The 17,336-nt window shown below is 65.0% G+C and carries 16 protein-coding genes; 5 read left to right on the top strand and 11 right to left on the bottom strand.

Annotated features, from left to right (window positions below; genetic code table 11):
- Positions 1-84: 84 nt before the first annotated feature.
- Together JMY28_RS05540 and JMY28_RS05535 are read left to right on the top strand one after the other, a co-directional pair.
- Positions 85-687, top strand: a complete 603-nt coding sequence (locus JMY28_RS05540; RefSeq protein WP_201694891.1) for an ankyrin repeat domain-containing protein — start codon at positions 85-87, stop codon at positions 685-687.
- 75 nt (positions 688-762) lie between these two features.
- The gene (locus tag JMY28_RS05535) at positions 763-1,515 is read left to right on the top strand and encodes a hypothetical protein (protein ID WP_201694890.1); all 753 of its coding nucleotides are present in this window, start codon (positions 763-765) and stop codon (positions 1,513-1,515) included.
- Positions 1,516-1,524: 9 nt separating this feature from the next.
- Here JMY28_RS05535 and JMY28_RS05530 read toward each other — a convergent pair whose 3' ends face one another.
- The 3 genes from JMY28_RS05530 to JMY28_RS05520 form a co-directional block, all read right to left on the bottom strand.
- Positions 1,525-2,379, bottom strand: coding sequence for an AraC family transcriptional regulator (locus JMY28_RS05530; protein ID WP_201694889.1), 855 nt, complete (start codon positions 2,377-2,379; stop codon positions 1,525-1,527).
- A gap of 111 nt (positions 2,380-2,490) precedes the next feature.
- A complete protein-coding gene (locus JMY28_RS05525) occupies positions 2,491-2,754 on the bottom strand; it encodes a hypothetical protein (RefSeq protein WP_201694888.1) in 264 nt (87 codons plus the stop codon).
- A 22-nt stretch (positions 2,755-2,776) separates the two neighbouring features.
- Positions 2,777-3,847 (bottom strand): rhodanese-like domain-containing protein, encoded by a 1,071-nt coding sequence (locus JMY28_RS05520; protein WP_201694887.1) that lies wholly within the window; start codon positions 3,845-3,847, stop codon positions 2,777-2,779.
- A gap of 382 nt (positions 3,848-4,229) precedes the next feature.
- Between JMY28_RS05520 and JMY28_RS05515 the strand changes: the two genes are divergently transcribed.
- Positions 4,230-4,589, top strand: coding sequence for a COG4315 family predicted lipoprotein (locus JMY28_RS05515; protein WP_201694886.1), 360 nt, complete (start codon positions 4,230-4,232; stop codon positions 4,587-4,589).
- Between the two features lie 91 nt (positions 4,590-4,680).
- Here the strand turns inward: JMY28_RS05515 and JMY28_RS05510 are convergent, their stop codons facing one another.
- Both JMY28_RS05510 and JMY28_RS05505 read right to left on the bottom strand, forming a co-directional pair.
- A complete protein-coding gene (locus tag JMY28_RS05510) occupies positions 4,681-5,820 on the bottom strand; it encodes an NHL repeat-containing protein (protein ID WP_236596707.1) in 1,140 nt (379 codons plus the stop codon).
- A gap of 170 nt (positions 5,821-5,990) precedes the next feature.
- A complete protein-coding gene (locus tag JMY28_RS05505) occupies positions 5,991-6,938 on the bottom strand; it encodes a LysR family transcriptional regulator (RefSeq protein ID WP_201694885.1) in 948 nt (315 codons plus the stop codon).
- Between the two features lie 102 nt (positions 6,939-7,040).
- Between JMY28_RS05505 and JMY28_RS05500 the strand changes: the two genes are divergently transcribed.
- The gene (locus tag JMY28_RS05500) at positions 7,041-7,505 is read left to right on the top strand and encodes a RidA family protein (protein ID WP_201694884.1); all 465 of its coding nucleotides are present in this window, start codon (positions 7,041-7,043) and stop codon (positions 7,503-7,505) included.
- Between the two features lie 129 nt (positions 7,506-7,634).
- On the opposite strand, the gene JMY28_RS05495 is transcribed toward JMY28_RS05500, so the two are convergent.
- The 5 genes from JMY28_RS05495 to JMY28_RS05475 all read right to left on the bottom strand — a co-directional run bounded on the left by JMY28_RS05495 (position 7,635) and on the right by JMY28_RS05475 (position 13,102).
- The gene (locus JMY28_RS05495; RefSeq protein ID WP_201694883.1) at positions 7,635-8,735 is read right to left on the bottom strand and encodes an NAD(P)H-dependent flavin oxidoreductase; all 1,101 of its coding nucleotides are present in this window, start codon (positions 8,733-8,735) and stop codon (positions 7,635-7,637) included.
- Positions 8,736-8,764: 29 nt separating this feature from the next.
- The gene (locus JMY28_RS05490) at positions 8,765-10,051 is read right to left on the bottom strand and encodes an MFS transporter (protein ID WP_201694882.1); all 1,287 of its coding nucleotides are present in this window, start codon (positions 10,049-10,051) and stop codon (positions 8,765-8,767) included.
- Positions 10,048-10,287 carry a hypothetical protein gene (locus tag JMY28_RS05485; RefSeq protein ID WP_407945468.1) on the bottom strand — a complete coding sequence of 80 codons (240 nt, stop codon included), beginning with the start codon at positions 10,285-10,287 and terminating at the stop codon, positions 10,048-10,050. Before JMY28_RS05485 ends, JMY28_RS05490 begins: the two co-directional genes overlap by 4 nt.
- Before the next feature lie 149 nt (positions 10,288-10,436).
- Entirely contained in the window at positions 10,437-11,363 is a 927-nt protein-coding gene (locus JMY28_RS05480) for a LysR family transcriptional regulator (protein ID WP_201694881.1), read from the bottom strand.
- A gap of 311 nt (positions 11,364-11,674) precedes the next feature.
- On the bottom strand, positions 11,675-13,102 hold the full coding sequence (locus JMY28_RS05475; RefSeq protein ID WP_201694880.1) for an NAD(P)-binding protein: 1,428 nt from the start codon (positions 13,100-13,102) through the stop codon (positions 11,675-11,677).
- Between the two features lie 517 nt (positions 13,103-13,619).
- Between JMY28_RS05475 and JMY28_RS05470 the strand changes: the two genes are divergently transcribed.
- Entirely contained in the window at positions 13,620-14,969 is a 1,350-nt protein-coding gene (locus JMY28_RS05470) for an MFS transporter (protein ID WP_201694879.1), read from the top strand.
- On the opposite strand, the gene JMY28_RS05465 is transcribed toward JMY28_RS05470, so the two are convergent.
- The gene (locus JMY28_RS05465; protein WP_201695191.1) at positions 14,963-17,191 is read right to left on the bottom strand and encodes a SulP family inorganic anion transporter; all 2,229 of its coding nucleotides are present in this window, start codon (positions 17,189-17,191) and stop codon (positions 14,963-14,965) included. The two genes, JMY28_RS05470 and JMY28_RS05465, sit on opposite strands and share 7 nt — an antisense overlap.
- Between the last annotated feature and the right edge of the window lie 145 nt (positions 17,192-17,336).

The raw sequence follows: 17,336 nt of genomic DNA, 5'->3' as shown, positions 1-17,336 counted from the left end.
GAATTCACAACAATCTGGCGGTTGCTCCAATGCGGCGGAATCATGACAAAGCCATCGAGGACAGCCTTATTTTCCGCAGCCCGCATGTGGGACCGGGAAGCGGTGGCAGCGCTATGCGCAGCCGCGCCCGAGCTCGTCGAAGCGAGCGATCCGCAAGGCCACACTGCGTTGCACCGGGCGTGCGCAGTCAAGCCGGGCAGCAGCGCCGCGCTTCTCGAGTCGAACGGCATCGCCACCGTCAAGGTTCTGCTCGGCGCAGGCGCGGATCTCGAACGGGCGGTGCCAATGGACGAGGACGAGGGGGACTTTCGCGCCACGCCGCTTTGGTACGCCGTGGCGCGTGGAGAAAATTTCCCGCTCGTCGAGTTCCTTCTCAAGCAAGGCGCCAACGCCAGCTATTCGCTGTGGGCCGCGGTATGGCGCGACGACGAAGAGGTCTGCCGCGCGTTGCTGGAGGCGCGGCCCGAGCTGAACCTCAAGGCGCACGGCGAAACGCCGCTCTTCTATGCCGCGCGGCTCAAACGGCTCGCGACCCTCGCCATGCTGATCGACGCCGGAGCCGATCCGTCCATTGCCGATCCGAAAGGCCGCGACAGTGTGGCGATTGCGAGGGAACGCAAGCTGCCGGCGGGTATCATTGAAAGGATGGAGTCGCTGCAGCGCAAACTGCACAAACGTCGCCATTGATCTGCGAGCTTCAGGTCAATTCGACGACGCGCACAACCACACACCGGCAACGCACCACAACGGACCCTTTCGTCAATGCGCATTTTCGGAATCAGCCTTTACGTCATCATCGCCCTGCTCTTTGCAGTGCATGCCATTCGCAACCAGCAGAACATGTACTGGCTGCTGATCCTGTTTCTTTTCCCCGGGCTTGGCAGCCTCGTCTACTTCTTCGTGATTTATTTGCCGAGCCTGCGCCAGTCGCGCGGGGCGAGGGCGACTGGCCGGGCCCTCTCGCAACTGGTCGATCCGAACCGCGCGGTGCGCGAGGCGCGCACGGATTTCGACCGCGCGCCGACCGTCGCGCACCGGATGCGGCTGGGCGCGGCGCTGCTCGACGCGGGCAATGCCGCCGAAGCGCTGGAGCATTACCAGGCGGCGGCCACGGGGCCGTTCGCATCCGATCCCGCCTTGCTCGAAGGCCTCGCGCGCGCGCAGTTTGCCAACGGCAATGCCGCGGCCACGCAAGAGACGCTGGAAAAGCTGTTCGCTGTGCAGCCAGTCGCCCGCCAGCAGCCGGATCCGGCCTTGCTGTATGCACGGGCACTCGCCGCCAATGGCGCAGCGGGCGCGCGCGCCGCGTTCGAAGCCGCGCTCTCGTGCGCGAGCGACGCCGCCCCGCGTTGCCTCTTCGCCGACTGGCTGGCAAAGCAGCCCGGCGACGCCGACCGCCAGCGCTCGCGCGAGCTTTACGCCGATATCGTGCACGACGCAAAGCACTGGCCGCGCCACGCCCGCGAGCACAACAGCGAGTGGCTGCAACGGGCCCAGGCCGCGTTGAGCCGGTAGCGCAGACCTTTAGTCCAACCTGTCCTCGCACATGCGCCGGTAGGTGGCCGGCGTCATGCGGTATGCGCGGCGAAACCAGCGTCCCAAATGGCTCTGGTCCGCGAATCCGACTTCCGCGGCGACCTGGGCCGGCGTGCGCCCCGCCGCCAGCAGCCTGCGCGCGGCGCGCAGACGCAAGCGCACCAGGTACGCATGGGGCGACGTCCCGAACTCGCGCTGGAACAGGCGCGTCAAACGAAACCGGTCGATGCCCGAGCTATCGACGAGTTCGTCGAGCCCGATGTTCGCGCCCATGTGCGCGTGCAGCAGATCGCGCACGCGGGCCAGCGCGGGCGGCGCCGGAGTCGCCGCTGCGGTCGTAGCAAGCAGATGGCCGCCCAGCTGCTCCAGCAAGCGGTCGAGCGCCTCGTCGCGCGCGAGCCGGCCTTCCTCGCCGTATAGCGCGAGAAATGCGTGGCGGATTGCATGGGTCAGGCGCGGATCGTCAACGAGCGTCTGGCCGAAAGCGGCTTCCACGCCTGCCAGGCCCGCGATGTTCAGCCTGCGCGCCGCATGCTCGACCCACGGCTGCGGCAGATACAACATCGCGTAGGTGAAGCCGCCCGGTTCGGGCGCGTGGCCGTCGTGCAGCGCACCCGGCTCGATCAGGATCGCCCGGCCCGGCACGCTCGTATGCAGCGACCGGTGACACTGAAAGCGCTGCACCCCCTGCTCCGTATAGCCGATCAGCATGTCGTCGTGATCGTGGGGATCGTAGGCGTGGCCGCTGAAATGCGCGCGCAAACTCTCGATGCCCGTCTGCGCATCGCGCCGCGCGACTAGCCAGTGATCGTTCCGGCCCTCAGTCACCGTCGCGTTCGTCATGGCAAGCCTCGCTCCTCGTTCCCGGTTCCTTTCCCAAGGGCACGAGTGTACGCCAGCCATGCGCGCAGGACGGTACGCGCTCCCGGTGTTGCCGGCGCCCGCTCACCGGGTTCAGTCGTCGAACTCGCCGGCCTGCAGCGCTTCGTCGAAATCCGTGATCCACGGGGCGAAGTGGTCGGTGTCGTAGGTGGCCGTCTTGCCGTTGGCGATGCGTGTGACGGAGACCTGCCGGATCGCCGCGCGCTCGCCGGCAGCAGCGGTTTTCTCGTGGTCCGAGATCCGGAACTCGCGCAGGTCGAGGCCCCGGCTGGCGAGCACAGCCTTGACGTCCTCCTGTTCGTCCCAGGAAAATTCGGCGAAGTCGTGGGCTGTCATGTTCGTCTCCTCCAGGGCGTCATCAAGGACTGCACGGCGCGACAGGCAATCCCTCGGCCTTCCAGCGCAACATGCCGCCAGCGAGATTGGCCACCTTGCCGAAGCCCGCCTTGGTCAGCAATACACTCGCCTGCGCGGAGCGCACGCCGGAGCGGCACACTGCCACGACCGGCCGGTCGCGATCGAGCTCGTCGATGCGGGCCATCAGTTGCGAGAGCGGCACGAGCTTCGCATCGGGCAGATGACCGAGACGGTCGATGAACTCGGGCGCCTCGCGTACGTCGACGATCTGCAGCGCGGCCGCATGCTCCAGCAGCGCCATGGGCTCGATTTCCCACACGCCGCTAAAACGCAGTGTGAGCGGCGCCCAGTCGGGCGTTTCCTGGCTCGGCGCCTCGCCTTCGGGCTTGCCGCAGCGCAGGTTGGCGGGCACCGCGACGGCCATCTGCTTGGGATGCGGCAAATTCAGGTTGTGCATGTAGCCCGCGAAGTCGCCGAGATCGACGTCGCCACCCAGGCGCGGATTGAAGCGCCGCTCTTCGGCCACGCTCGTCACTGTGATGCCGCGATAGTCGTGCGCCGGGTAGAGCAAGCAGTCGCCTGGCAGCGTGAGGATCTGCTCGCGCACAGAAGTGAAAAGCTGCTCCGCGCTGCCGCCCTGAAAATCGGTGCGGCCGCAGCCGCGTATCAACAGGCTGTCGCCGGTGAAGGCCATGCTCGCGTCGTCGAGCACGTAGGTCAGGCAGCCGCTGGTGTGGCCGGGCGTGGCGCGCGCTTCCAGATACCGGTTGCCGAAAGCGATACGATCCCCGTGCCGCAGCGGGCGGCTCACGCCCTGCGCGCCCACCACGTCGGCGAGCGCGATCTCGCTGCCGCTGCGCTCGCGCAAGCGCCACGCGCCCGTCACATGATCGGCGTGCACATGGGTGTCGAGCGTCGTTTGCAAACGCAGGCCCAGTTCCTGCAGCAGCGCCAGGTCGCGCGGCACCTGCTCGTAGACAGGGTCGATCAGCAGCGCCTCGCCGCTTTCGGGGTCGCCGAGCAGGTAGGTATAGGTGGACGACACAGGGTCGAAAAGCTGGCGAAAGATCATCGCGGCTCTCTGTGAAGGCAAATGCGTGGTGCGGTTTGCAGTATGCCGCATCCGGTTTCGGCCCGGCTGCTCAACGTGCGCGATCTGCCCGCGTTTGTGCGGCAGCGAACGAATGGGCGAGCGGGCGGCGATGCGAATACCGCGCTAGTTGCGTCCTAAAGACGCCGCAGCCTGGCCAGCACCGCGGCGACGATGCGGTTCGCAGCATCCTGATGGGGTTCATACGACGCTCCTCGATGAGCGGCGGCCGCTTCACCAGCCTTCGAGGAAATAGATGTCACGAGCCGCGAGGCTGTTCCCAATGGCGAATCGAAAATGGAAGAAAGCCCGCCGTCAGCCGTTTATCACGTATCCCGGCGGGGTTTTTTAGAGGACTGAAATCATGATCAGAATCTTGTTGTGCGCCATGGCTTGCGTTCTGCCCATCGCGGTGTTCGCGGAAGCGCCGAAAGTGGCCAACGGCATGGTCGTAGACGACGACGGCATGACGCTCTATACGTTCGACAAGGATACCGTGCAGGGCAAAAGCGCCTGCGCCGGTGCGTGCGCAACCATGTGGCCGGCCGCGCTCGCCGACCCTTACGACAAGGCCAGCGGCGACTGGGGGTTGATCGCTTCCGCAGACGGGAAGCATCAATGGACCTACAAGGGCCACCCCCTCTACCGCTACGCGAAGGACACACACGCCGGACAGATGAACGGCGATGGCTTCAAAGACATGTGGCACACCGTGAAGCCCTGACATTATTTCGGTACGCCAGGCAATCGACATTGGCCGCCCTGCTCCGAAGTGTCGGAGCGGGGCGTGGCCAATGACGCTGCGGTGTTGTTTATCAGTTATCCGGACGCAACGTCCAGACCGTTGCCGTATTGGTGCTGTCGTCCACGGCGGCAAACTGCAAGTGGTGCTGGCTGTCCATGCCAAATGCCAGCCCGAACGCAGAACCCGCCGTGGGATCGACCGACATTTGCGCGACGAATTGTCCATCCACGGTGAATTCGACGATTTCGCTCGGCTGTTGCGGGTCGGCGTTCACGGCGTCGCCGTTGGCCGTGACGAGATGCCCGTTGGGTGCAAGCGCAAGAGCAAGCGGTCCGTGCAGGTGGGTGTTGTCCTGATAGATCAGCCTTCCCACTCCGCCGCTATGGCTCGCACCCGCCGCGCCGTAAATGGCGAACACCGCGTTGTCGCCGGTCGAGGCGACATAGAGCACGTCGCGCTGGCCATCGTAGGCGAGCCCCGTCGGGCCGACGACCAGCGCCGCTGGATCGGTGCGATGCAGATAGCCCGATGCGACGATCGTCGAGCTCGGCAACTCCGTCACACCGTTCTCGCCGATCGCGAGGTCGATTCTCGCGACCGTGCCGTTCAGCACGTCCGAGACGAAGACCTTCACGACTTGCCCGCCGTCGATCACGGTGAGGTCCCAGGGGCCGTCGAGCAGCCGCGCATCTTTCAGTTCCTTGACGAGCCGCCCCTGCGGATTGATGACGAGAAGCGAGCCCGGCGCGATGACGTTCTTGCCGTCGGCGGTCGGCACGTTGCCCACCAGCACGAAGCCGCTTCTCAGCACGGCGAGCGCCGTCGTGAGACCGAGGTTGTGTCCCGCGAAAAAGGTCACCGGCTGGCTATTGGGAACGATCTTCACGATCGTCGTGCCGGTGCCTTGCAGATTCGATTGCGCATTGAAGTTGGACACCACCACGTCGCCGGGCTTGAGCGTGCTCCACGACGGCACGCCGGCCGGTACGAACGCGATGCCGTACGGATTGACATCGCCATTGGACGGCACAGTCGACGAAGTCGCGAATGCCGGCGGCAGGATCGCTTGCTGGGCGTCGGCGCGAACAGCGCCCAGCGAAAGGGCGAAGAGCCCCGCGCCCAACGCGAGGTGACGCAGTCGCGGCACGAACGCCGCGCGGTTCCTGCCGATGTATGAACGACATGCAGACAACGAGCGAGAAGCTTCCATCTGACACCTCCTTCTCGCGGGGACGATCCGGAACGCCAGGAAGACTCGCGCGGCCGGTGAACCCACCATGCTTCGCGCGCCCCGCGTTTTGCGTAAACGATCCAGAAGCGAGGCTATTCCGTTGATCGCGCTGCAATGTTGTGCCGCTTGCGATTTGTTCTCGCGGCCCCTTACTGCGCGCGCTTCGCGCGCGGCGCGGCAGCCGGCGCCGCCAACTGCTCGACCAGAAAATCCACAAAGGCCCGCACGCGCGAGGTCAAATAGCGCGCGTGCGGATAGAGCAGAATGAACGGACGGGTACGTCCACCCTCGTCGCGCAGCACCTCCACGAGCCGGCCCTCGCGCAGGTCGTCCGCCACCACGAAGCGATACGTCTGAAAGAGCCCCGCCCCCGCGCGCGCGAGGGTCACGCCGGCGAGCGCGTCGCCGGAGGTTCCATAACTTCCGCTCGTGACCACATCGCCATCCTCATTGGCATTGCCCTCGAACGTCCAGGCGAGATGCCGCCCACTACTTGGCAGTTCGAACTGTATGCATTCGTGCGACTGCAGATCGGCCACGGTCTTCGGCGTACCCGCACGCTTCAGATAAGCGGGCGTTGCCACGACCACCATCTCCGCGTCTTCCAGCTTGCGCGCCACCAGGTTGGAATCGGCGGGCGCACGCCCGCGAATCGCGAGATCGAAGCCTTCGTCGGCGAAGTCGATGTTGCGGTTGCTCAGGTGCGTGTCGACCTGCACCTCTGGATAGCGTTCGCGAAACGCCGGCAGCAGCGGCAGCACGCGATAGTGCCCGTAGGGCGTCGGCATGCTGATGCGCAGCACGCCAGCCGGTGTGGTCTGCTCGCCCGTGACTTCGCGCTCGGCGTCCACGAGTTGCGACAGCGCCTGGCGGCACTGCTCGAAGTAGCGTCGCCCCGCATCGGTCAGGCGGATCTGGCGCGTCGTGCGCACGAAGAGGCGCACGCCGAGCCGCTCTTCGAGCCGCGCCACGGAGCGGCTCACCGCCGCGGGCGTGACGCTCGCCGCATTGGCCGCCAGCGTGAAGCTGCCCAGTTCCGCCGCCTGGCAGAACAGTTCAATGCTGCCCAGCAGCAGATCGTCGAATTTGCGTTGCATGCCCGTTTTCTCCTGACTGTTCCTGTTCGCGCCTGTTGTTTTAGCTCTATTCTGAAGGCTCCAACATGAGCCGAATGCTCATCACCACTCGAGGAGAACGTCGTGTCCGTCGAACAAAAACTTGCCGATCTCGGTCTCGCCCTGCCCACCGCGCCGCAACCGCTCGGCAACTACACGGCCGTTTCCGAGGCGGGCAATCTGCTCTTCATCTCCGGTCAGGGGCCGCTTGCCGATGGCAAGCTGCGCTGCACCGGACGCGTGGGCGCAGAGTTGACGCTCGAAGAAGGCCGCGAGGCCGCGCAGCTCGCTGCCTTGAACGTGCTCGCGCAGATCAAGCGCCACCTGGGCAGCTTCGAGCGTCTGCATCACATCGTGCGCATGGAAGGCCACGTGAGCAGCGCCGAAGGCTTTCTCGAACAGCCTGCCGTCCTCGACGCCGCGTCGGATCTCTTCGCGGCCGTGCTCGGCGAGAAGGCCGGACATGCGCGCTCCGCATTCTCGCATTCGCAACTGCCACTCAACCTGCCCGTCGAACTCGTGGTGATCGCGCAGATCGTGTCCGCCTGAAAGCGTTTTTCCCGCCGGGTAACGAAACATTGGCACGCGCATCCATCGCGCGTGCCAATATTTCCGTTTCCGTTTCCGTTTCCGTTTCCGTTTCCGTTTCCGTTTCCGTTTGCAGCCGTTAAATCCCGCTCAACCCCATACGGACTGCAACCGCGCGATGCTCTCGCGCGTCTCGCGCTCCAGTTGCGCCACCAGTTCCGCCGCCGGCAACGCGCGCGCGAGCGGCGCGGCCTGGCCCGCCCACTGCGCGCCGTAGCCGAATTCGCCCTTGGCCTTCGCAGCCGCGATCAGGGATTTGCCCGCGTCGTAGGTGATCGGGTAGGACGGAATGCGCGGCGCCTTCGGGTCCTCGCCAAGCGCGGTAAACCGGTTGACGATGCCGCGCGCAATGCGCCCCGAAATAGCCGAAGTGAACGTGGTATGCCGCGCCGCGTCGCCGAGCAAGGCGGCGCGATAGCCCTCGTCGGCCGCACTCTCCGGGCTGGCCACGAACGCCGTGCCCAGTTGCGCCGCCTGCGCGCCCAGCGCAAGCGCGGCGGCGATGCCGGCGCCATCCATGATGCCGCCCGCGGCGATCACGGGCACGTCGAATTCGCTCACCAGCAGGCGCGTGAGCGCGAACGTGCCGAGGCCGTCATCGCGGGCGTTCTGGTCGAACACGCCGCGATGGCCGCCCGCCTCCACACCCTGCGCGACGATCGCATCCACGCCTGCCTCCACGGCCGCGGCCGCTTCATCGAGATTCGTTGCGCTCGCAAACAAACGGATGCCCGCGTGCTTGAGTTCGGCGATCACCGCATCGGGCGGCAGGCCGAAATGGAAGCTCACCACCGCGGGCTTCTCTTCCAGCAGCATGCTCTGCATCGCCTTGTCCACGACGAAGCTCGTGTAGATCTCCGAGAGCGATTGCGGCGGCGTTGCGCCGTATTGCTGGAACACCGGCGCGAGCCAGTCCAGCCACGCGCGCTCAACGGCCGCATCGGGCGTGGCCGGGCGATGGCAGAACACGTTGACGTTGAACGGTTTGGCCGTCAGCTCGCGGGTCTGGCGGATTGCCTTGCGCGCGTTCTCCGCGTTCATCGCGGCCACGCCCAGCGAGCCGAGCGCACCCGCGTTCGACACGGCGGCGGCCAGCGCCGGCGTGCTGGTGCCCGCCATGGGCGCCTGAATGATCGGCTTTTGAATGCCGAGCGAGCGCAGCAACGCCCGTTCGTCCACTTGAGTGCTCATGTTGCGTTCCCTCCGGATCCGTTCCCGTTTCAAGCGTGAGCGCGGCGCTGCGCCCAGTGCGCGAGTCCACCGCATGCGACCAGCAGCGCGCCGGTCACGAAGAACACGGCGTGCAGGCCGAAGTGAACGCCGATCACACCGCCGATCACCGGGCCCACCACCTGGCCGCTGAATTGCGCCGATTGCAAATACCCGAGCAAGCGGCCCGTTTGGCTTTCGTCTACCGATTGCCGCGCGAGCTTGCCGATCGAAGGCAAGAGCCCCGCGATCGTCATGCCCATCACCACGCGCAGGCCCGCGAGTTGCCACCAGTGCGTGACGAACGCTTGCGGCACCATCGCGAGCCCCGTGAGCACGAGGCACACGATGATGACGCGCCAGCTCCCGAAGCGGTCGGCCAGGGCGCCAAGGCGCGCCGCCGTGAGCATGCTGCCAAGCGCCGAGCATGCCATGACCACGCCCGCCACGCGCGCGAGATGCGCCGCGCCCACGCCCAGACTGCCGATATAAACCGTGATGACGGGTTCGATCGACATGTTGGCGAGCAGCACCATCATCGCGGTCACGAGCAGCGCGGCCACGACCGCATAGTCGGGACGGCGCGCGCTACCGCCTGAACCGGCCGCTGCACTGCTGGCGTGCGATTTCGCGTCGCTTTCCGGATGAAACTCTTCCTTCACCACGAAGATGGTCAGCAGCGCCGCCGCGGCGATCATCGCGCCGCCGGCGAAAAAGGTGCCACGAATGCCGATCCAGCCTGGCAGCACGCCGCCCACCAGCGGCCCGATGAGATTGCCCGCGAGCGCGCCCGTGGACAGAATGCCGAGCGCCCAGCCCGCGCGCTCGCGCGGCGCCTGGGTGCCGACCATCACGGTGGAAGCCGACGCATAGCCCCCCACGAGACCGGCGATCAGACGCAGCGCGACGAGCTCGTACACATTGTGCGCCACGCCGATCAACGACATCACCACGGCCATGCCGATCGCCGCGCGCACGAGCATGGGCTTGCGGCCATAGCGGTCGGCGAGGCGCCCCCAGATTGGCGCGGTAACCGCCGTGCCGAGGAAGGTCGCGCCGAATGCAACGCCCGACCATTGAATGACGGCGGACTGCGAGGTCACGCCGAGTTGCCGCACATAGATCGGCAGGAACGGCAGCAGCATGCTGAGGCTCACGAGCGTCGTGAACGAGCCGATCACGCACACAACGAGATTGCGCTGCCAGTACTGCGCATTGCGCTCCGAATAGCCGCGCGGCTGAGGCGTTGTCTGCCGCGGCGCAGCGGCGGGAGAAGAAGATACGGTGGTGGTATTCACTTGGCCCTCAACGCGGAGAGGAGATCGACACACAGCGCGAGCACGAGCGCCGCCACGCCGAGGCAGACGGCGGTCGAGGCGGGAAACAGCGTGCGGCCGATGATGGCGGGCAATAGCGGCCTGTAGGCGAAACGCGTGAGGCCAATGCCGATGAGGCTTGCGCTAGCCCCGGCGAGCGTGCCCCGCCAGACGTTGCAGGCGGCAGGCGCGGACGGATTCGAGACGGCTTGATGCATTACCACTCCCTGCAAGCGAGGCAATGAAACACCTGCTGAAGATGGGAGCCAGTTTAGGTTAGATCGCACGGCGAGAGAATCGCCGCGATACGGAAGTCATTCTTCCGCGCGGCGCATGAATGAGCGAATGTCGCCCAGGTCGATGTCGCTCAATCGGCGTCCGTAATGCGCCGGGCCTGCTCGAAGTAGTCGCGCAGCCGGGGCGCGGCGAAATCGACGAAACCGCGCACCTTGGGCACCGAAAGGCGCCCGTGCGGCGTGACGAGATGCGCGGGCAGCGGCGCATGCTCGCTGTCGCGCAGGACGATCTTGAGCCTGCCCGCCTCGACCTCTTCGGCGACGTGGTAGGAAAAAAGCCGCGTGACGCCATGCCCCGCCACGGCCGAAGCCCGCGCCGCGCGGATCGTGTTCACGATGAAGCGCGGCGAGAACTGCACGACCTGGGGCAGCGCCGTCTGGCGCGCCGCCGGGAAACTCCACGAGTCGAGCCCGAAATGCGTCATCGAAATGATCGGGTGGCTCGCGAGATCGGCGGGCGTCTTAATGGCCGGATGCGTGGCGAGATAGTCGGGCGAAGCGACCACCACGCGCCGCACCTCGCCCACCGGAATGGCGACGAGCGTGGAGTCCTGCAAATGCGCAATGCGCAACGCCACGTCGATGCCCTCGTCGATCAGGCTCGCGGGCCGGTCGAGCAGGTGCAGGCGGATCGACACCTCGGGGTTGCGGTCGATGAATTCCTCGACCATCGGGCGCAGCACCTCTTCGCCCACGGCCACCGCCGCCGTTACGCCGAGGAGCCCGCGCGGCGCGGAGCGCTCGTCGGCGGCGAGCAGGTCGGCCTCCTCGAGATCGGCGAGAATGCGCCGGCACGCCAGCGCATAGCGCTCGCCGGCATCGCTCAGCCGGAGCGTGCGAGTGGTGCGGTACAGGAGCGGCGTGCCCGTGTGCTCCTCCAGAAACGCAATGGCCCGGCTCACCGCCGCGGGCGAGCGGCCCAGCCGGCGCCCCGCGCCCGCGAGACTTCCCTCGTCGAGCGTGGCGACGAAAACCTTCATGGCGTCGATTCGGTCCATTGCGCGTTTCTGGTTTGATGGTCGCTTGGCACTGTCAATTCCACGTCGATCTTAGCGGTTATAGCCAGCGCGCGACTAGCACTCACTTCGAAAACCGCGCCGGGACATGGTTCGATCGCCGTCTAACGCAAACAGCATTAGATGACCTTTTGCGTTTGCCTGATCTTGTATCATGAACCCGCATCCCGGTTGGCACTTCTTGCAGGTTTGCGGGTTAGTGGCAGACTGCCGGCGCGGCACGCGAGGCAGGCTAAAGCGAAGCAATTCGGATAACTAAATATCCCGCTCCAGAGCGATCAGCGATATGCACTTCACTCTTCCGAACGGAGAGGGGCTTGTTGCGCTTGACGGGCGTTCGTCGTGAGGAGCCGTGCGAGGTTGCCAGCCGCCGTCGCCGCGTGGTGCTTGATGCGCTCGCGCGCGTCGATAACATCCGGCGCATCGCGATAGTGTCCGATTGCGCCGAACGGATTAAGCCGGGTTTCCTTTGCCCAGCCCGCCAGCGCCGGCCAGGCCAACCGGGCGCGCTCGTGCGCGAGAGTCGAGAGGAAAGCGCTGAGGTAGTCCGCGTTCTCATCCCAATAGGCGATCGGCGCACAGAGTCGGTTCTTGTCTTCGTCGCTCGCCACGAGGGCCTCAATCACGCCAAGCATGGCGAACTGGTAGCAGACGAACCCCCACAGGAAAGGCTGCACTGTCACCCGACCGGCCTCGAAGATCGGCCGCAGGGGACGGCGCGCCAACCCTCTCGCCGAACAATGGATATGCACCGAAGCTTCGCTTGTCGGGATGCTTCCCCCGTCGAGGACGATCTCATCGCGCTCGATCCTGCGTACGTGACCGAGACGAACGACATCCTCGATCTTGCGCAAGCGCTCCAGTTCACCCTCGCTGATCACTGCTCCGCGAAACATGCTGGGTGCGACGCCGCGGTCAACGCGAAGGAAGACCTCCTCCGCTTCGAGCCGAGCAAAGAGATCTTCAATGGAAGTGGCCTGTGCCATGGCCTCGAGCTGAATCGCCATGCCGCGGTACGAACCCGGAAGCTGTGCCAGCGGCTGCTGGAACCGGCGGTTCATCCACCAGGCCTCCCGGGGCTTGATCCAGCGGATGGACGACGGGGACACGTTCTGTTCGAGCAGCCACACGCAGGTGTCGAGGGCGGTCTTGCCTGCACCGATGACAACGAAACGCTCAGGCCGCTGCGTGATGCGCGCGATATCACCCGCAGGCACGCAGCAAACGCCGTCTGCCACTTCGAAAGGGGGCGCGCTCGTTGCGGGCACCGCGCCTTCGAGATAGGTCGTGTCTACGATTTTGCGCCGCACTCGAACCTTCCATGACCGTTGCCCGAACCGCGACACGAAACGGTCATCCCCAAGGTACTCACTGCTGGGAAAGTAGCGCACGCGCCCGCCCGGCAGAAAGCGGTCGTGCATGACGTGCGCGAAGTAAGCGCGAATCTCGTCTGCCCCGGCCAGCTCGTAGTAGCCGGCATTCGTCCCTGCCGTATCGACGATATCCCGTCCAAGCGGCACCGAACTCACCCCATAAAATGCGGACGGCTGATGGAGGCGGACGTAGGGATAAGCGTCGATCCAGTGTCCGCCGGGCGCGTGGCGGCGATCGACAAGGGTCACTGTGGCGTCGGAATGGGTAAGCAACGCGTCGGCAAATGCCATCCCGGCGGCTCCCGCACCGACCACGAGATAGTCCGTTTCGAGCGTTTCGTCTGACATTTTCAGCTGGAGCCGTCATTACCGCGCGTGCCATAACCTGTCTTTTGGTGCAGACAGATCCGAGTCCGCGCAGTCGGACTTGCGTGTCGACGCGCTACTCACTGACCTCGCTGCTATCTTACGACCGATCTGAGGCTAGCGCTCGCATGAAATCAGGTATGCGAATCGGTTGCCTGTCGGGATCGGCTACGGCATGCGCCTGGCGAATGCGATACCTCGGTGTCGAGTCGCCCTCGCCATGAATCGAAAGGCAGTTGTCAATCGACCGGAACCAACTTGCTTTCGCTGAAAAAAGCCATTCAAAAAGCGGCCTTGTCTTGCCATCGCGCGACAGCGCAGTCGGATGTCGCTTCAGGAGCGTCACCATGTCGGCTTCGTTCTAGGAACGGCATTTATGGTCGCATTAACTGTGCAAATACATACCGTGCGACTTCAGCGTTAAACCGCTCGCCTCAAGTGGCTTTGCCATTCATGGTGATACGCACACCTTATTCAACGCATAAGGGACGGCCAGAACATGAAAGCGTATCAGCCAGAAGTGGACTCAAAGACGCTTCGCAAGGTGATCATCGCCGCTGCGGTAGGCAATTTTGTCGAATGGTTCGACTTTGCCGTTTACGGATTTTTGGCGACGCTGCTGACTCATCAATTCTTCCCGAATGGCGACCCCGCGATCGCGTTGATGAAGACCTTCGCGGTTTTCGCCGTCGCTTTTGCATTCAGACCGCTCGGCGGGATCTTCTTCGGTGTAGTGGGAGACAGGGTAGGTCGCAAGAAAACGCTCGCGCTGACCATTTTGATCATGGCAGGTGCAACGACGGTAATCGGCTTCCTGCCGACCTACGCATCGGTCGGCATGCTCGCACCCTCGCTGCTCGCGATAGTACGATGCGTGCAAGGTTTTTCCGCCGGCGGAGAGTACGCAGGCGCGTGCGCGTATCTGATGGAACATGCGCCGAAGCACCAGCGCGCGCGATACGGAAGCTTTCTTCCGGTCTCCACCTTCCTGTCATTCGCGAGCGCCGCCGTTGTGGCATCCGGACTGGACGCCATGTTGTCGGCAGAGGCGATGAGCAGTTGGGGGTGGAGAGTCCCGTTCATCGCTGCGGCACCTATCGGCCTGGTCGGACTGTATCTGCGCACGCGCCTTGGCGAAACACCGTCGTTTGCCGCAGTCGAACACGATCACGACCTGGCCCACGCCCCACTGCGTGAAACACTCAAGACCCAGGCAAGCGCGATTCTGCGCCTTGGGGCCTTTGTGTCCGTGACTGCGCTCTCCTTCTATACATTTACGACCTACTTCGCCACGTATCTGCAAGTGGTGGGTCATCTGAGCCGGGCGAGCGCATTATTGATCACGGTGATTGCGCTGGTATTCGCCGCGGCAATCTGCCCGCTTGCCGGCCTCTACTCGGACGCAGTTGGAAGACGAAAATCCGTATTCACGGTATGCGCCATCCTGATCGCCGCTGTTTACCCTTCTTTCGTGCTGGGAGGGTCTGGGGATTTTCGCTCCGCCCTGGTTGGCGCAGCCATGCTTGCGATCGGAGCGGTGTTGTCGGGTGTAGTCACGGCGGCACTGCTATCCGAGGTCTTTCCGACCCGGACTCGTTATACCGCTTCAGCCATCACGTACAACCTGGCCTATACGATCTTTGGCGGAACGGCGCCGCTGGTTGCCACCTGGCTGATCGAAACGACGGGCAACAACATCTCTCCCGCTTTCTACCTGATCGCTGTCTCGCTGCTGGCACTGGTTGGCGGTATGTCCTTGCCGGAAACGTCCCGGATATCGCTTGATGATCACCCGCATGAAGATGTGACTGAACGCGTACGCGACTGGCAGACTCCCACCGCTCAGTAGGCCGCGCGCAGGGCCTCCGTGGCGAGGGCGAGGCGCGATGCAATCACCTTCACCAGAAAGCGATGAAACTGCTGAGCGGCTGGGGGATTGTCCTGCTCGAGCGCAACGAGCGCGGCCAGCGACAACCTGCGCACCCGCGTTGGCACCTCGGCGAACACGTCCGCGCTGCGAGGCTGCTGCGTGTACATGGCCATTTCCCCGATGACCGTACCCGGGAGACACACGCGCAGCCGCACCGACCGCCCGGTTCCGAGCGGCAGCGAAACGGCGAGCCGCCCGCGCTCGATGATGTACAGCGCGTCGCCCGGATCCCCACGAAGAAACAGCGCCTCGCCCGCTTGCAGATCGTGCACTTCGAGCCGGCTGGAGAGCGTGTTCAGCGCGCTGGCCGTGAAATGCGGCGCGAGCAACGCGTTAAGGTCGTCACCGAGCTTCGGCGCGAACGCGCTAGCGCCGAGCAGTTGGTCTTCCACCCATTCCAGGCCCGCATCGAGCGTGTCGAATTCACGAATCCGCAGATTGAGCGTACCGGTTTTCGTCAGCAGATCGCGCGAGCGCGGCGGCAGCGCGGTCAAAATCAAGTCGGCGCCCATCGTCGCGCAGAGCTGCCGCAGCTTGACGAAGCTGATCGATACCGACGCGTCTATGCCTTGAGTCGACGCGAAGTCGAGCACGACGAATCGAACCAGCACGGGATCGCGCGCGGCGAGCCGCTCTCGTATGCGTTGAAGGATGGAATTGGCCGTGCCGAAAAAAAGAAACCCTTGCAGGCACATACCGCACACCTGTGCGCCGAGTCCGCGCAACGCTTCGGTATCCTCTATGTTTCGCTCGACATTCGATGTCCGGGTGCGAAGGTCGAACTCCATGCGTATGCAACTCACCCGGCCGTAGAGCAGCGTGAACATCATGCACGCAGCGATCACGCCTGCGCCTACGCCGATAATCACGCCCCAGGCGGCGATCGTGCCGAGAATGACGGGCACGAGCAGGTACTCGTACCAGGCGAGCTTCGTCCATGCGCCGACAACCCACTGCACGATGAGGCGCAGCCCCATGAACAGCTGGAGGCCGACCAGCACCGGCACGGGAAAGAGCGCGACGAATCCGGGCGACACCGCCAGCACGACGAGGCACGCGAGCGATGCGAACACGCCCGCCATCCGGCTCGTCGCGCCAACGCGCGCATTGAGCATCGAGCGATTGAACGATTGATAACCCACCATTCCGCCTAACAGCCCGCTCGCGAGATTGGCGAGGCCCGCGGCCCGCATCTCGCGGTTGAGATCGACTTCCTCGCCCGTGGCCGCGCCGATTGCCGTCGAATTCATCAGGATCGTGATTGCCGAGACCGACGTGACCACGAGGCTCTCCGGAAGGTGGGCAGCGATCGCCGTCCAGTCGATGCCGCCCTGCGCGAGCTGCGCGCGCAAGTGCAACTCCGGAATCCCCGTGAGCCGCAGCGCCACGCGCGGCAGCAGCAGCCCCATGCCGCGCGCTTCGTCAATCGACAGGCCCGCGGCGCGCAGCAGAACGTAGAAAAGGAGGATCCCGAAGGCCAGCGTGAGCGGCAGCGCTGCAACGTGCTTCCAGGTGCGCATCAGGACTGTGGCCAGCACGCCGACGACGAGTGCGGGCAGCCACGCGAGCCAATGAAGATGTGTCAACAGCGCGAGCGTGCGCCAGTGCAGGGGCTCGCCCGTCATGACGCGGAACGCGCCCGCGAGGAGCAGATAGCCGGTGCCGGCAAGGAAACCGCCGAGGACTGGGTAAGGCAGAAACTGCAGCGAGCGGCTGCGCTTCGAAGAACCGATCGCGTAGAGCACGACGCCGGTCACGAGCGAACACAGCGCGATGGCGATCAGCACGGTGAGCAGGAGCGTTTGCGGGGAGCCGCCGTCCGCACGCACGCTGCTCGCAACGCCTGCCGCCACACCCGCGAGAAACGCAGCCGCATTGCTGTCGGGGCCGCCGATGTTCAGGCGCATTGAGCTTGTCAAGGCAATCACGAGCGCCGTGACGACACAGCTGACGAGCGCAGTGGGCACGCCGAGCATCGCGTAGCGGGCAAGATCGGCGCTGAAGATCATCGTGCCGAGGCTCATCGCGTAGCACAGCATGACAAGCGCCGATACCGCCCCAGCCGCCAGATCGCCGGGCAGCGCCGCGACACGCGAGCGCGGCGGGGCGTCGGCGACGGTAGCGGTGTTGCCCGGCTTCACGTGAATGCTCAGTGGAATGCGCGAGGCGCGATGGGGAGCGATCCAGTATCCGTCCGCAATCGAAAGCCTGTCAAACGCCGTACGCAGGCCATACGCGGTCCGTGGCGCGCGTCTACACTGGATATTCATCGGCACGATCCCCGAC

This window comes from Paraburkholderia hiiakae (assembly GCF_904848665.1).
Lineage (GTDB): Bacteria > Pseudomonadota > Gammaproteobacteria > Burkholderiales > Burkholderiaceae > Paraburkholderia > Paraburkholderia hiiakae.
The sequence above is the reverse complement of the archived record's forward strand: the minus strand, read 5'-3'. Positions and strand labels throughout refer to the sequence as shown.

What these genes read in the sequence shown, in the direction of transcription:
- JMY28_RS05475 (WP_201694880.1), bottom strand. Translation starts at nt 13,102, where the DNA reads ATGTCAGACGAAACGCTCGAAACGGACTATCTCGTGGTCGGTGCGGGA.
- JMY28_RS05530 (WP_201694889.1), bottom strand. Translation starts at nt 2,379, where the DNA reads ATGACGAACGCGACGGTGACTGAGGGCCGGAACGATCACTGGCTAGTC.
- JMY28_RS05510 (WP_236596707.1), bottom strand. Translation starts at nt 5,820, where the DNA reads ATGGAAGCTTCTCGCTCGTTGTCTGCATGTCGTTCATACATCGGCAGG.
- JMY28_RS05525 (WP_201694888.1), bottom strand. Translation starts at nt 2,754, where the DNA reads ATGACAGCCCACGACTTCGCCGAATTTTCCTGGGACGAACAGGAGGAC.
- JMY28_RS05515 (WP_201694886.1), top strand. Translation starts at nt 4,230, where the DNA reads ATGATCAGAATCTTGTTGTGCGCCATGGCTTGCGTTCTGCCCATCGCG.
- JMY28_RS05480 (WP_201694881.1), bottom strand. Translation starts at nt 11,363, where the DNA reads ATGGACCGAATCGACGCCATGAAGGTTTTCGTCGCCACGCTCGACGAG.
- JMY28_RS05470 (WP_201694879.1), top strand. Translation starts at nt 13,620, where the DNA reads ATGAAAGCGTATCAGCCAGAAGTGGACTCAAAGACGCTTCGCAAGGTG.
- JMY28_RS05520 (WP_201694887.1), bottom strand. Translation starts at nt 3,847, where the DNA reads ATGATCTTTCGCCAGCTTTTCGACCCTGTGTCGTCCACCTATACCTAC.
- JMY28_RS05485 (WP_407945468.1), bottom strand. Translation starts at nt 10,287, where the DNA reads ATGCATCAAGCCGTCTCGAATCCGTCCGCGCCTGCCGCCTGCAACGTC.
- JMY28_RS05540 (WP_201694891.1), top strand. Translation starts at nt 85, where the DNA reads ATGTGGGACCGGGAAGCGGTGGCAGCGCTATGCGCAGCCGCGCCCGAG.
- JMY28_RS05505 (WP_201694885.1), bottom strand. Translation starts at nt 6,938, where the DNA reads ATGCAACGCAAATTCGACGATCTGCTGCTGGGCAGCATTGAACTGTTC.
- JMY28_RS05535 (WP_201694890.1), top strand. Translation starts at nt 763, where the DNA reads ATGCGCATTTTCGGAATCAGCCTTTACGTCATCATCGCCCTGCTCTTT.
- JMY28_RS05495 (WP_201694883.1), bottom strand. Translation starts at nt 8,735, where the DNA reads ATGAGCACTCAAGTGGACGAACGGGCGTTGCTGCGCTCGCTCGGCATT.